This window comes from Novosphingobium sp. 63-713 (assembly GCF_001898925.1).
Lineage (GTDB): Bacteria > Pseudomonadota > Alphaproteobacteria > Sphingomonadales > Sphingomonadaceae > Novosphingobium.
This window is the reverse complement of record NZ_MKVS01000008.1, coordinates 279,075-292,388: the sequence shown is the minus strand read 5'-3', so window position 1 is coordinate 292,388 and position 13,314 is coordinate 279,075. Positions and strand designations below refer to the sequence as shown.

The 13,314-nt window shown below is 64.2% G+C and carries 10 protein-coding genes; 5 read left to right on the top strand and 5 right to left on the bottom strand.

Annotated features, from left to right (window positions below; all coding sequences use genetic code 11):
• The first annotated feature begins 103 nt into the window (after positions 1-103).
• A complete protein-coding gene (locus BGP00_RS06495) occupies positions 104-1,732 on the top strand; it encodes an MFS transporter (RefSeq protein ID WP_292689936.1) in 1,629 nt (542 codons plus the stop codon).
• 94 nt (positions 1,733-1,826) lie between these two features.
• Here the strand turns inward: BGP00_RS06495 and BGP00_RS06490 are convergent, their stop codons facing one another.
• Entirely contained in the window at positions 1,827-2,288 is a 462-nt protein-coding gene (locus BGP00_RS06490; protein WP_168604476.1) for a DUF3237 domain-containing protein, read from the bottom strand.
• Positions 2,289-2,396: 108 nt separating this feature from the next.
• On the opposite strand from BGP00_RS06490, the gene BGP00_RS06485 reads away from it, so the two are divergent.
• Together BGP00_RS06485 and BGP00_RS06480 are read left to right on the top strand one after the other, a co-directional pair.
• Complete coding sequence (locus BGP00_RS06485) at positions 2,397-4,031, top strand: NAD(P)/FAD-dependent oxidoreductase (RefSeq protein WP_292689938.1); 1,635 nt, start codon at positions 2,397-2,399, stop codon at positions 4,029-4,031.
• Positions 4,032-4,322: 291 nt separating this feature from the next.
• The gene (locus BGP00_RS06480) at positions 4,323-5,837 is read left to right on the top strand and encodes an ATP-binding protein (protein WP_168604478.1); all 1,515 of its coding nucleotides are present in this window, start codon (positions 4,323-4,325) and stop codon (positions 5,835-5,837) included.
• Between the two features lie 245 nt (positions 5,838-6,082).
• Here the strand turns inward: BGP00_RS06480 and BGP00_RS06475 are convergent, their stop codons facing one another.
• The 3 genes from BGP00_RS06475 to BGP00_RS06465 form a co-directional block, all read right to left on the bottom strand.
• Positions 6,083-7,573: a DEAD/DEAH box helicase gene (locus BGP00_RS06475; protein WP_292689940.1), complete on the bottom strand. Its 1,491-nt coding sequence runs from the start codon at positions 7,571-7,573 to the stop codon at positions 6,083-6,085.
• Between the two features lie 326 nt (positions 7,574-7,899).
• Positions 7,900-8,247: an energy transducer TonB gene (locus BGP00_RS06470; RefSeq protein WP_168604480.1), complete on the bottom strand. Its 348-nt coding sequence runs from the start codon at positions 8,245-8,247 to the stop codon at positions 7,900-7,902.
• A 125-nt stretch (positions 8,248-8,372) separates the two neighbouring features.
• Positions 8,373-10,238 carry a methyl-accepting chemotaxis protein gene (locus BGP00_RS06465; protein ID WP_292690212.1) on the bottom strand — a complete coding sequence of 622 codons (1,866 nt, stop codon included), beginning with the start codon at positions 10,236-10,238 and terminating at the stop codon, positions 8,373-8,375.
• A gap of 190 nt (positions 10,239-10,428) precedes the next feature.
• On the opposite strand from BGP00_RS06465, the gene BGP00_RS06460 reads away from it, so the two are divergent.
• On the top strand, positions 10,429-10,962 hold the full coding sequence (locus BGP00_RS06460; RefSeq protein WP_292689942.1) for a GNAT family N-acetyltransferase: 534 nt from the start codon (positions 10,429-10,431) through the stop codon (positions 10,960-10,962).
• A 34-nt stretch (positions 10,963-10,996) separates the two neighbouring features.
• Here the strand turns inward: BGP00_RS06460 and BGP00_RS06455 are convergent, their stop codons facing one another.
• Positions 10,997-12,742 carry a gamma-glutamyltransferase family protein gene (locus BGP00_RS06455; protein WP_292690214.1) on the bottom strand — a complete coding sequence of 582 codons (1,746 nt, stop codon included), beginning with the start codon at positions 12,740-12,742 and terminating at the stop codon, positions 10,997-10,999.
• A gap of 215 nt (positions 12,743-12,957) precedes the next feature.
• Between BGP00_RS06455 and BGP00_RS06450 the strand changes: the two genes are divergently transcribed.
• Positions 12,958-13,314 (top strand): PilZ domain-containing protein, encoded by a 357-nt coding sequence (locus BGP00_RS06450; RefSeq protein ID WP_216662347.1) that lies wholly within the window; start codon positions 12,958-12,960, stop codon positions 13,312-13,314.

Below are 13,314 nucleotides of genomic sequence, written 5' to 3'. Positions count from 1 at the left end.
CTTTTTTGCTAGGCAAGGTCAGACCTCCCCGTTATCCTCCCCCCATAAATCCCGGATACAGATGGAGCGGAGAAACCGCCCAGCCGGGGGAGAGAGGATTGCGATGCATATGCAGACGGGGGGAATTGCGCCCTCAACGACCCGCGTGGCCAAGGGCGGATGGTATGCCCTGCTGCTGGTCTGCGCGATGCAATTGCTCAGCCTGCTGGATCGCAACATTCTGGCGATCCTTTCCCCGCGCATCAAACATGATCTGAACATCGGCGATGCGGAGATGGGCCTGCTCTATGGCACGGTCTTTGCTCTGTTTTATGCGGTTTTTTCGCTGCCCTTGGGCCGTCTGGCCGATGGCTGGCGGAGGACATGGCTGCTGGCCATCTGCATCGCCTTCTGGTCGTTGGCCACGGGCCTTGCCGGGATCGCCAGCGGCTTTGCGCTGCTCGCCCTCTCGCGCCTTGGCGTGGGTATCGGCGAGGCGGCCAGCCAGCCTGCGGGTACGAGCCTGATCTATGACTATTTCCCCAAGGCGCGGCGGGGCCTTGCCATGGCGGTGATGGCGGCGGCGATTGCCATTGGCCTTGGCCTGTCCAGCGTGCTGGGCGGAGTGGCGGCCGATTGGTGGGATGGACGCTTTGCGGCGGTCGGTGCGCCCTTTGGCCTGCGGGGGTGGCAATTCGCTTTCCTGCTGGCGGCGGTGCCGGGCCTACCTTTGGCCGGTCTGCTCTGGCGTCTGGCCGAGCCCGTGCGCGGGGCCATTGAGGGCATCACCACGCCCCCCGATCCGCGCCCCTTTGCCGCCTCGTTCGAAGTGCTGTTGGCGGTCGTGCCGTTTACCAACTGGCTGATGCTGGCGCGGCGAGGGGCTTCGGCGCGGGTCTGGGCGGTCAATCTGATGGCCACGGCGGTCATTGTCGGCGCGATGGTGGCGCTGGCCCGCGCGGGCGCCGCTTTCAGCCCGCGCCCGCTGCTCAATCTTGGCGTGGTCAGCCTGTCGCCCCATACGCTGCAATGGGCGGTGGTGGGGTTGGGCCTGTTCGCCACGCTCAATCTGGTGCAGGCGGTGCGTATCACCGACCGGCCCGCCTATGCGGTGATGCGCAGCCCTTCGCTGATCCTGTGCATTGCGGCCGGATCGCTGCAAAGCATGATCAATTACGGCTGCATGGCCTTTACCCCGGCCTTTCTGATGAAGACCTATCACCTCACGCCTGCCCAGACCGGGCTGCAATTCGGCCTGCTCTCGGCGGCGCTGGGCGTGGTGGGGCCGATGGTGGCGGGGCCGGTGACGGACTGGGCGGGGCAAAGGCTGCCCGGCGTGGGGCGCGTGCTGCTGGCGCTGTTCGCGATGGGGGTTTCGCCCTGTCTGGCCTACTGGGTCTATCATGCGCCTGATGCGGCCGGGTTCTATGCGCGCTTTGTGCTCTACAGCTTCGTGCTGACCATGTGGATGCCGCCGCTCTATGCGGTGATGTATGATCAGGTTCTGCCCCGGATGCGCGGGCTGACCGCCTCGACCTATATCGTGGTGATGACCATCGCGGGGCTGGGCGTGGGGCCGTATATTGTGGGGATGATTTCGGATGCCACGCATGGCGATCTGGGCCGGGCGATCCTGTCGATCAATCTGGTGGCGGTGCCTTTGGTGCTGGTGCTGGTGGCTCTGGCCATGCGGGTGCGGAGTGATGAGGGCGCGGTATTGACCCGCGCCCGCGGGGCGGGTGAGCCGGTTTAGAGCCAGACCCGATCTGTTAGGATCGGGTCTGGCGACAAGCCCGCGCGGCAATTGAGCGTTGCTTTGCGTTCGCGCAGCTTGAAGGCAAAACGCATTACACCACGCGCCACACCCACAATTTGATGCCCAGCGGATAGCGCGCGCCCGAGCAGATGAAGATCGAGCGGTTCATCCATTCATACGGCCCCTTGGGCGCGATGAATTCAGGCACGGTGCGGAAATAATATTCGGCGGGGTCCACCGTCTCGCCCGCCGCCAGTCTTTGCATCACCTCGGGCGGGCCGTGGCGCAGCCCCTTGTTGCGGATCTGGATCACCACGCCATCGTCGGTTTCGATGGCATAAATCGCATCGGCCACGGTCACGCCATCGGGCCGCGTCACCTGCCAGTCGGCGGCATTGCCGATCAGACGGCCCTTGATCAGCGGTCCTTCGACGCGCCCGCCGCCCACGATTGGGATGATGCGCCGTGTGCCGTCATAGGTCTCGCCGATGGGGCGGGGCGGTTCCAGTTCGCCGGTGGCTTCATAGACGAATTCCAGTTCGGGCTTGATCATGCAGGCTCTCCCAATTTTGCTATGGAGAATAGCGCTGTGTCCGAAGGGCGCAAGTGCGGGGGCAAGCGCGGGGTGGCAAAATGATCGCCTTGGGATTATGGGGCGGGCATGATCCGCCTTTCCGACCTCGCCCTGCCGCTCGACCACACGCCACAACAGCTTGACGCTGCCATCGCCCAAAGGCTGGGCGTGGCGCCGCAGCGTATTTTGCGCCGCACCATGGTCCGGCGCGGCAATGATGCGCGCAAAAAGGGCGCGATCAAGCTGGTCTATGTCTTTGATGTCGAAGTGGACGATGAGGCCGAAGTGCTGGCCCGGTTGGACGGAGACAGCCATGTGCGACCTGCGCCCGACACGGCCTATCGCCCGCCGGTGGTGGCGCCCGATGGGTGGGCCGGGGACAAGGAAGGCGAGCGCCCCGTGGTGATCGGGGCGGGGCCTTGCGGTCTGCTGGCGGCGCTGATTCTGGCGGAAATGGGGCTGAAGCCGATCATCATCGAACGTGGCACGGCGGTGCGCGAGCGTACCAAGGACACCTGGGCGCTGTGGCGCAAGAACAAGCTGACCCCGGAATCGAACGTCCAGTTCGGCGAGGGCGGGGCGGGCACCTTTTCCGACGGCAAGCTCTACAGCCGGATCAAAGATCCGCGCCATCTCTCGCGCAAGGTATTGACCGAATTTGTGAAAGCGGGCGCGCCCGACGATATTCTCTATGAGGCGCACCCCCATATCGGCACCTTCCGTCTAGTGACGATGGTGATTTCGATGCGCGAGACCATCGAGACGCTGGGCGGGGAATACCGTTTCCAGACCCGCGTGGCCGATTTTGACATCAAGGATGGTGTGCTGCGGGGCCTGCATCTGGTCAGCACCAGGGATGGGGCGGAAAGCTATCTGCCCGCGCGCCATTGCATCCTTGCCCCCGGCCATTCCAGCCGTGACACGTTCGAGGTGCTCCACCAGCGCGGCGTATTCATGGAGGCCAAGCCCTTTGCCATCGGCGTGCGCATCGAACACCCGCAAAGCTGGGTGGACAAGGCGCGCTATGGCGCCTGCGCGGGCCATCCGGTGCTGGGGGCTGCGGCCTATGCGATCTCGCATCAGGCATCGAACGGGCGGGCGGTTTACAGCTTCTGCATGTGTCCGGGCGGGCGCGTGGTGGCGGCCACCAGCGAGGAAGGCCGCGTTGTCACCAACGGCATGAGCCAATATTCGCGCGCGGAATTCAACGCCAATTCGGGCCTCGTGGTCACGGTCGATCCCGGCAAGGATTATCCTGCCGACCCGCTGGCGGGCATTGAATTTCAACGCAAATGGGAAAGCCTGGCTTTTACCGCAGGCGGCGGCGACTATTGCGCGCCGGGGCAGAAGGTGGGCGATCTGCTGGCCGGGCGCGCCTCCTCGGGCGATTTCGGGGCGGTGAAGCCGTCCTATCAACCCGGCGTGAAACTGACCGACCTGTCGGCCTGTTTGCCCGATTATGTGCTCGACGCGATCCGTGAGGCGCTGCCGGTGTTTGGCCGCCAGATCCCGATGTATGACCATCCCGATGTGGTCATGACCGGTGTGGAAACGCGGACCTCAAGCCCTCTGCGCATCACGCGAGGCAAGGATTTCCAGTCACTTAACACACGCGGGCTGTATCCGGCGGGTGAGGGGGCGGGCTATGCTGGCGGGATCCTGTCGGCGGCGGTGGATGGGATCAAGGTGGCGGAGGCCTTGGCGGTGGAGGTTTTGAAGTAAGGTTTGCCTCCGGCGGGCAAAGGGCGGGGGCCCTTTGCAATCCCGATAATGGGGTGTTGGGTTCGCCGAGATTGCTTGTGGATCATGCGATTAAAGCCTGCGGCGCTCGTGATAGGCGCCGCAGGCTTTAAATTTGAAACATTGCGTCCGGCACCCAACGCCGATCCGATCGCGCAACGCATACAGTAACGGGAGCGCGAGGGTCTAGACCCTCGCATTTCCCCCTTATCTTCTGGAAAACTCCACCCCCAGCCCTTTGCCCAACGCTCCCCACACGCTACTAGGCCAACCGTGACTGCATCCATCATCATAGGCGAAGAATCGAACGGCAAAGCGGTGCCGATCGATATTGAGGAACTGCTGGCCACGCGCCTGTTGGTGCAGGGCAATTCGGGTTCGGGCAAATCGCATCTGCTGCGTCGTTTGCTGGAGGAATCCGCCCCGCTGGTGCAACAGGTCGTAGTCGATCCCGAGGGCGATTTCGTCACGCTGGCCGAGCCGTTTGGCCATATCGTCGTGGATGGTTCGGCCTATAATACCAATGACTTGGTTCGGCTTGCCAATCGGGTTCGTCAACATCGCGCGAGCGTTGTTCTGGCGCTCGACGGGCTGGAGATCGAGGCGCAGATGCGCTGTGCGGCGACGTTCCTCAACGCGCTGTTCGATGCCCCGCGTGAGATCTGGTATCCAGCGCTGGTGGTGGTGGACGAAGCGCAGATGTTCGCTCCTGCCGCCGCTGGCGATGTGACGGATGAGGTGCGCCGCCTGTCGCTCTCAGCCATGACCAACCTGATGTGTCGCGGGCGTAAGCGCGGCCTTGCGGGCATCATCGCCACCCAGCGTCTGGCCAAGCTGGCCAAGAATGTCGCGGCCGAGGCGTCGAACTTCCTGATGGGTCGCACCTTCCTCGACATCGATATGCAGCGCGCCGCCGACCTGCTGGGCATGGATCGGCGTCAGGCCGAAACCATCCGCGATCTGCAACGTGGGCAGTTTCTGGCGCTGGGCCCGGCGATCACGCGGCGGCCTCTGTCGGTCCGCATCGGGGGCGTGCAAACGCGAAGCCAGGCTGTGTCCACCGGGCTTCTGCCCCCGCCCAGCGTGACGGGCGATGATCTTCATGCGCTGCTCCACGCGGCCCCCACCGCCGAGGAACTGGCAGCGCAGGAAACCCCGCTGCTGGCCGGTCTGCCGCGCCCCGATGCCGGCGAATTGATGGAGCAGATCGGCGCCTATGTCATGGCCCCCGCGCCGGGCGAGGAGCCGCTGGTCGATGACAGCGGCCCCAATCTGTTTTCCGCCGCCAGCGTCCCCGCGCCGCCCAGCCTGCCGCCCGAAGAGGTGCAGTCGATCATGGCCGCGATCATGGAGGATATCACCGCCGAGCGTGATTGCACCTATCAGCCGATTTCATCGCTGTTTCAGGACTTTACCACCCGCTGCCGGATGAAGAAGATCGGTCAGCATGTGGGCGATGTGACCCAGTTCCGCCGCCGCTTTGCGCTGGCCGTGGCGGGCATTTACCGCCCGACGGATGAGGAATGGGCGCCGCTGCTGCAATTGTCGCGCAGCGTGCCCGATGACCTGCTGACGCCTTTCCTTGTCATCGCCCGCGCTGCGATGGACGAGGCGCCATGCCCCGACGATGAAGCGCTGGCCCGCGCCTATGGTACCAGTTCGCCCGGGCGCATTCGCCGCCTGCTCGAACATCTGGAGAAGTCGAACCTGATCGTGGTCAAGACCGATTACAGCGGGCGGCGCTCGATCGGCATCCCGGATCTGGGCGTTTCGACGGCGGCGGTTTAGAAGCCAGAAGGTATGCGAGGGACTCGTCCCTCGCGCTCCCATTACTGTCGGCGTTGCCTCATGGGTTCGACATTGAGTGTCGGACGCGGCGCTTAAAAATGAAAGCCTGCCGCGCCTATTACCAGCGCCGCAGACTTTCATTGTATGATCCACAAGCAAACCCTGTGAACCCAACCCCATTAACGGGATTGCAAAGGGGACCAAGTCCCTTTGCCCGCCGGAGGCATAAAGCCCCCGATCAACCCTCAGCGACGACGCGCCTTCACATCGACATTTTCCCGCAGCGGATCAAACTGCGAAGCACCGCCAGCAGCAGCAGGACGCGCGCGGCCATGCTGTTCGCGGCGTTCGGCGCGGGCGCGGTCGCCGTCGCGCTGGGTGCGCGAACGCTGGCCATCGCGGGGGGTGTCGCGGCCCGCGTTGGGGCGGCGGTCATTGTTGCGACGGCCTTCTTCGCGACGTCCGCCATCACGGCCGCCATCGCGGCGGCCTTCGCCCTGCGGACGCGAGGCCTTGATCGCGCCATTGTCGCCCGTGCCGCGCTTGGCGGGGGCAGGCAGGCGCGAGGCTTCCTTCTGGAATTCGGGCGGCAACGCCATAGGCGTCAGTTTCACGCCCGTCAGGCGCTCGATCCCGCGGATATAGGGGCGCTCGTCCTCGGCGATCAGGCTGATGGCGATGCCATCGGCCCCGGCGCGCGCGGTGCGGCCGATGCGGTGAACATATTGTTCGGCCACATTGGGGATTTCAAAGTTGAACACATGCGACACGCCCGAAACGTCGATCCCGCGCGCGGCAATGTCGGTGGCGACCAGCACCTTTACCGTGCCGTCGCGAAAACCCTTGAGGGCGGCGGTGCGCTGGGCCTGGCTCTTTTCACCATGGATGGCGGCGGCCGGGATGCCTGCGGGCGTCAGGAAGCGCACCACGCGATCCGCGCCATGCTTGGTGCGGGTAAACACGATCGTGCGGTCGATGCGGTCGGCATCGCCTTCTTCCTTGGCCAGACCATCGCGCAGCAGGATCGTCAGCAGCGCCTGCTTTTCGGCCTGATTGATGAAGATCGACTTCTGCTCGACGCGCTCGGCGGTGGTGGATTGCGGGGCAACCTCGACCTTGACCGGGTTCTGGATGAACTGCTTGCCCAGTTGCTCGATCGCCTGCGGCATGGTGGCGCTGAAGAACAGGCTCTGGCGCTGGGGCGGCAACAGGCGGGCAACGCGCTTCAGCGGCACGATAAAGCCCAGATCCATCATCTGGTCGGCTTCATCCAGCACGAAGATTTCGACGTCGCGCAGCGTCAGCGCGCGCTGGTCGATCAGGTCGAGCAGGCGGCCGGGCGTGGCCACCAGCACATCGCAGCCCGGCACTAGAGCGCGGGCCTGCTTGCCCGCAGGAATGCCACCGAACACGCATTGGATGTTCAGACTGACATATTTGGCATAGCCGCGCATGTTGTCGGCGATCTGGGCCGCCAGTTCGCGCGTCGGGCTGAGCACCAGCATACGGCACGAGGCGGGCTTGCGCGGCTTAGGATCGTTGATCAGGCGGTGGAGCGAGGGCAGCGCGAAGGCCGCCGTCTTGCCCGTGCCGGTCTGGGCCAGACCCAGCAGGTCGCGCCCTTCGATCAGCGCGGGGATCGCCTGACGCTGGATCGGCGTGGGATCGTTATAACCCTTGGCCTCCAGCGCGCGCAGCAGGGGTTCGGCAAGGCCAAGTTCGGAAAAATAAGACATGGGAAACTTTCAAACAGGCTTCACAGCGCACACCAGCGTAAGCGGCGCGGCAAGCAGGTGGCTCAAAAAGCGCGACCCTGCGTGAGGAGGAAGCGAAAAACGGACTGCAAATCCGTGAGATCCGGGGCGGGCGGCCATAAATGGCTGCCCTCACGCTGCCCGGTCCTGCGCGCTGCCTCATGCGGCGCGCCGACTTGCTTGGGACCGCCCATACAGCAACATGGCCATATTGCCAAGTTTTTTGCGCGTTGCAGCAAAAACGGGACTGTCTGACGCAAAAAGAGGCCGGTTTTGCGACCGGCCCCGTTTGCATCATGACTGGAATATCAGGTCAAGCGCCAGGTCATCGGCACCGTCAGCGTGGTGGGGCCTGCGGGCGGGGCAGGCACCTTGCCGACCTTGGCGGGCACAGACAGGGCTTCCTTGTCGAGGATTGCCGAGCCCGAACCGGCCACCAGTTCCGCCTTTTGCACCGCACCATCGGCGCCGATATAGACCTTGACCTTGGCGGTGCCTTCCTCGCCGCGCATCTGGGCGGTCGAAGGGTAGGTCTGTTTCGAGGCAAACATGTTGGTAACCGAACGGCTCCAGTCCGACGACTGCGCAAAAGCCGAAGTGCTGAGGAGAACAGCGCCGGTCATGGCGAACGAGATCTTGGCAATAGTCTTGATCATGGTCGGCTTTCTCTTTTCAAACTGTTATTTCGATAAACCACTATTGCCCAAAATTGGATAAGAACGGGCTGATGTTTATGCTTGTTCTGTTTCTGCCATGGTCTTAAGTGAATTTACCAAATCGCTCAGAATTCGGACCAGTCATCTTCGATCTTGAGCGCTGTGGCCCCCACCGACGGTGCGCGGCGGGCCGAGAAGGAAGGCAGCGCCACATCGTCCTGGGCAACGGGGGCGTTCACCCTGCTCTGCATGCGCGCGGGCGAGGCGCTGCCCGAGCGGCTCATTTCAAAGCGGCGCAACTGTTCGACCAACCGCTGCGTTTCGCCCGAAAGGCTGTGGGTGCTGGCGGTGCTCTGCTCGACCATCGAGGCGTTCTGCTGGGTGAACTGGTCCATCGAATTCATCATCGCCGAGATTTCCTCGACATTGGACGACTGCTTCTGCGCAGCCTCGGCGATCTGTTCGACCAGTTCGGAAATCTGCGAGACTTCGCCCACGATCTGGCGCAGCGCATCGCCGCTGGCGCTGGCCAGAGCCACGCCGGTGGAGACCTGATCGTTCGACGTGGTGATCAGCGCGCGGATGTCCTTGGCCGCATCGGCGCTGCGCTGGGCCAGAGCGCGAACTTCATTGGCCACCACGGCAAAGCCCTTGCCCGCATCGCCGGCGCGAGCGGCCTCGACCCCGGCGTTCAGGGCCAGCAGGTTGGTCTGGAACGCGATCCCGTCGATGACGCCAACGATCTCGGCCATTTCGCGGCTCGACGCCTCGATGGCCTGAAGCCCGTGGACCGCCTGTTCGGCCTGCTGGTCGGCGGCCTCGGCGGTGTGGCGCGCCACGGCAAGGCGGCTGCTGGTCTGGCGGGCATTGTCGGCGGTGACGCGCACGGTGCCGCTGAATTCGTTGAGCGTGCGGCTGGTTTCGGCAATCGAGCTGGCCTGATGCTCGGTGCGGCGGGCAAGGTCCCCGCTGGCTGCGGCGATTTCGTCAGTGCCGCGGCGGATGGCGTCGCAACCATCGACGATTTCGCGCATCACGCCGGCCAACTGGCTGACCGCCTCGTTGAAATTGACGTGGAGCTGGCCCAGCCCGCCCGCGCCGTTTTCCGGTACGCGATGGGTCAGATTGCCGCGCGCCAGTTCGGACAGGCCCGAGCCGATGGCGTCAATGGTGATCTGGGTTTCGCGGGCGCGTTCCAGTTCGGCCTGCGTGCGCTGCTGGTCGGCGGCGAAGAGGGCCTTGAAACTGTCGAGCGCGCGGGCAAGGCTGCCCACTTCGTCGTGACGGCCCATGGCGGGGATTTCGACATGCATGTCGCCATCGACCAATCGGCCCACGGCCTCGCTGATCCGCGCGACCGGGCGGGCTATCGTGACCATCATCAGCCCCATCAGGCCCAGCGCCACGGCCAGACCGGCCACCACTGCGCCGATAATGACCTTGCGGCCCTGATCATAAATCGCGGCCGAACGGCCCGAGGCGGCATTGGCCCCCTTGGTGTTCAGGTCGATCAGCGCCAGCAGATCATCCTCGACCGTGTAGAATGCGGTCAGGGAATCGCCGTCGAACATCGCCTTGGCCGCCGCCGCATCGGTGTTCGACAGGTTCAGCAATTGCTCGTTCTGGCCCAGATAGGTCTGCCAATCACCCTTCAGCTTGGCGAAGGCGGCCTTTTCTTCCGGGCCCTGGTTCAGTTTCGCGGCATCATTCATGCGGGTGGCGATGGCGGTCTGCGCGGCGCGCATCAGCTTGGCTTGGCGGGTCTTCATGCCTTCGGCGCTGGCGCCGACATGGACGCTCTGCTTGATGCGATATTGCGAGACGAAGGCGTGAACATCGCCCAGCGCCTGCGAACCGGGCAACCAGCGCTCGCGCAATTCGGTCGAGATCGCGTTGACCTCGCCCAGTTTGACCACTGCAAAAGATCCCATCGCGGCCATGACCGCCAGAAGGACTGCAAAAGCGGCCAGAAACTTGGCCGAAATACCCATACGCAACAAGGCTGATCTCCCCCGCGTCATTCATGAAGATGCGACGGAATGCTTTTCTCCCTATTTCGTCAGCATTTGGGGCTACAGGTTGATCCGAAAACTTACCTAAGGCGGCGGGATAAAGTGACGATTTCGATTTACGATAATGGGATGATTGCGGCGCCCAGCGCGCTGCTATAGGGCGGGGGGCATGACTGCCAGCATCACCATTCGTCCCGCCAGCACCGCCGACATTCCCGCGCTCGCCGCGCTCAAGCTGAATTGTTTCCGCGACACGTTCGGGCCAACCGGCTTTGCCATTCCCTATCCGCCCGCCGATCTGGCCGTGTTCGAGGCCGACTCCTATGGCGAGCCAACCGTGGCGCGCGAATTGGCCGATTCCACGCATCGCACATGGGTGGCGCAGGACGGGGATGGCGCGCTGGTCGCCTATGTCCATATCGGCCCCAGCAAATTGCCCCATCCCGAGCGCGAGGATGGCGATGGCGAACTTTATCAGCTTTATCTACGCCGCGAGGCCCAAGGCGCGGGGCTGGGCAAGCAATTGCTCGATCTGGCGCTGGCTGAGCTGGCCTCATGGGGCCGCCCTATCTGGATCGGCGTGTGGCAGGGCAATCTGAAGGCCCAGCATGTCTATGCCGGGCGCGGGTTCGAGATCGTGGGCGAGTATAAATTCGCCGTGGGCGATTGGCGCGACGAAGAATTCATCATGCGCCGGAAATAAGAAAAGGCGGGGTTTGCGGCCCCGCCTTTTCGTATCAGAACCCGCGGGCCACACCCTCGCGGCGCGGATCGGCCCCGCCTTCATAGCCCTTGGCGCGGCGCACGATCACATGCAGCCCCGAATTTTCCCCCCGCGCGGTCAACAGCGGCAGGCCCTTGGCCGCCAAAGCATCGGCCACCGGGGCAGGGAACGTATCGGCGCTGAACATATCGCCGCGCGCCACCAGATTGGGCAGGCTGATCGCATCCTGCGGCTTCATCCCCCAATCAAGCATGCCCACCAGCGCCTTGATATTATAGGCGATGATCGAGGTGCCGCCCGGCGAACCCACGGCCAGTTCGAAATTGCGCTTTGGCGTCAGTACGATGGCGGGCGCCATGCTGGAGCGCGGACGCTTGCCCGGCGCGACGGCATTGGCCGCAGGCGCGCCATCGGGATCGTTGGTGCTGAAGGAGAAATCGGTCAACTGGTTGTTGAGGAAGAACCCGTCCACCATCCGGCCCGAACCAAAGATGCTCTCCACGGTGGTGGTCATCGACACGACATTGCCCGCCGTGTCCACGATCACCATATGCGTCGTGCCGCCTGGCTCATGCGTGGCGTCCTTGCCCACCTTGGGCGCGTCCTTGGGCATGCCGAAGGTGACAGGCTGGATCGTCTCGCCGATCAGCTTGGCCCGCTCGGCAATGTAATCAGGCGCCAGCAACCCGGTGGGGAAGGGCACAAAGGCCGGATCGCCCTCATACCGGTCGCGGTCGGCATAGGCGAGGCGGCTTGCCTGCGCGATCTGCAGCCAGCCCTTGGGGTCCTGCGCATTGCGCGTGGCAATGTCGGTATGCGCCAGCAGGCCCATCGCCTCCTGCACTGCCACGCCGCCCGATGGCGCCTGCGGGGTGCAGATCAGATGGGTGCGATAGGGCATGCAAAGCCCCTCGGTCTTGCGCGGCTTATAGGCGGCCAGATCGGCCAGCGTCATCGTGCTGGGCAGCGTGCCGCTCGTCACCTTGGCGACGATCTTTTCGGCTACCGGGCCGGTAAGCAGCCCCTTGGAACCCTGCGCGGCAATGCGGTCCAGCGTGGCGGCATAGGCCTTGTTCACGATATGCTCGCCCGCCTGATAGGGCGTGCCGTCGGCCTTGTGGAAATAAGCCTGGGCATCGGCGCCCTTGGCCTGGGGAGCCTGGCTGACGATGGCGCGGGCCAGCTTGCCCGTGACCTCGAAACCATCGCTGGCCAGCTTGTGCGCCTCGCCAAACAACTGGTTCCATTTCAGGCGGCCATGCTCTTTCTGCGCCATTTCCAGCATGGCGATCGCGCCCGGCACGCCGGTGGCGATCCCGCCCACCACCGCCACGGGGAAGGGCAGCAGCTTGCCGTCGGGGCCGTAGAACTGGCGCGGGCTGGCCCCCTTGGGCGCCACTTCGCGCCCATCATAGGCCGTCACCTGCTTGGTCTTGGCATCGTAATAGAGCAGGAACGAACCGCCCCCCAGACCCGAACTTTCCGGCTCGACCAGACCCAGCACCGCCTGCACCGCGACCGCCGCGTCCACCGCGCTGCCGCCTTGCTGCAGGATGCGCAGGCCCGTCTGAACCGCCAGCGGGTTGGCCGCCGAAATCATGGCATGGGTGGCAAAACCGGCCTTGGCATCGCCCTTGGCCGGGGCAACGGTGATCAGGGGCCGGGCGGCCGGGGCGGTGCGGGCCTGCGCCGCGATGGGCAGCGCGCAAAGGGCAAGCGAGGCGGCGCCAATGCGGAACAGCGCGCGGCAGGAAAGCATTACAGACAAGATGATACTCCGGGATTGTAATCCATGGACTTGGCCATGGCCCCGGTGTTTGCGCTTTGGCGGGCAAAGTCAAAGGGGCTTTTTGCGGATGCTGATGAATTATCTTTCACGGTTGCAGACTTGACGGATGGCGATGGAGGAATTTTGCCCCATTCGCGCCAATGCGAACGAAGGGTTAACCAGACATACGCTAGACTACATAAGCCATGCGATCCCGCCAGACCACCCGAGAGGCCATCCGAAGGCCGCTGACCATGTCGGCCCGCTGTCGTCTGATGAGCGGGCTGCAGGACAGCGTGACGGTCAGCGATCTTTCCACCCACGGGTGCCGCATTACGACCCGAACGCTCTCGCTGGCGGTGGGGACGCGGGTCCTGTTGAAACTCGACGGGCTGGAAGCGATCAGTTGCACGGTGCGCTGGGTGGAGAGCGGCCAATGCGGATTGCAATTCGAACGGCCGATCTATGAACCCGTGGTCGAGCATCTGTGCCGCCTGCATGTCCAGATGAGCGGCGAGGTGCACGATTACCGCGCCCGCACGCGGGGCCTGTGCTCGGGCTGA

What these genes read in the sequence shown, in the direction of transcription:
- BGP00_RS06495 (WP_292689936.1), top strand. Translation starts at nt 104, where the DNA reads ATGCATATGCAGACGGGGGGAATTGCGCCCTCAACGACCCGCGTGGCC.
- BGP00_RS06490 (WP_168604476.1), bottom strand. Translation starts at nt 2,288, where the DNA reads ATGATCAAGCCCGAACTGGAATTCGTCTATGAAGCCACCGGCGAACTG.
- BGP00_RS06485 (WP_292689938.1), top strand. Translation starts at nt 2,397, where the DNA reads ATGATCCGCCTTTCCGACCTCGCCCTGCCGCTCGACCACACGCCACAA.
- BGP00_RS06475 (WP_292689940.1), bottom strand. Translation starts at nt 7,573, where the DNA reads ATGTCTTATTTTTCCGAACTTGGCCTTGCCGAACCCCTGCTGCGCGCG.
- BGP00_RS06470 (WP_168604480.1), bottom strand. Translation starts at nt 8,247, where the DNA reads ATGATCAAGACTATTGCCAAGATCTCGTTCGCCATGACCGGCGCTGTT.
- BGP00_RS06465 (WP_292690212.1), bottom strand. Translation starts at nt 10,238, where the DNA reads ATGGGTATTTCGGCCAAGTTTCTGGCCGCTTTTGCAGTCCTTCTGGCG.
- BGP00_RS06460 (WP_292689942.1), top strand. Translation starts at nt 10,429, where the DNA reads ATGACTGCCAGCATCACCATTCGTCCCGCCAGCACCGCCGACATTCCC.
- BGP00_RS06455 (WP_292690214.1), bottom strand. Translation starts at nt 12,742, where the DNA reads ATGCTTTCCTGCCGCGCGCTGTTCCGCATTGGCGCCGCCTCGCTTGCC.
- BGP00_RS06450 (WP_216662347.1), top strand. Translation starts at nt 12,958, where the DNA reads ATGCGATCCCGCCAGACCACCCGAGAGGCCATCCGAAGGCCGCTGACC.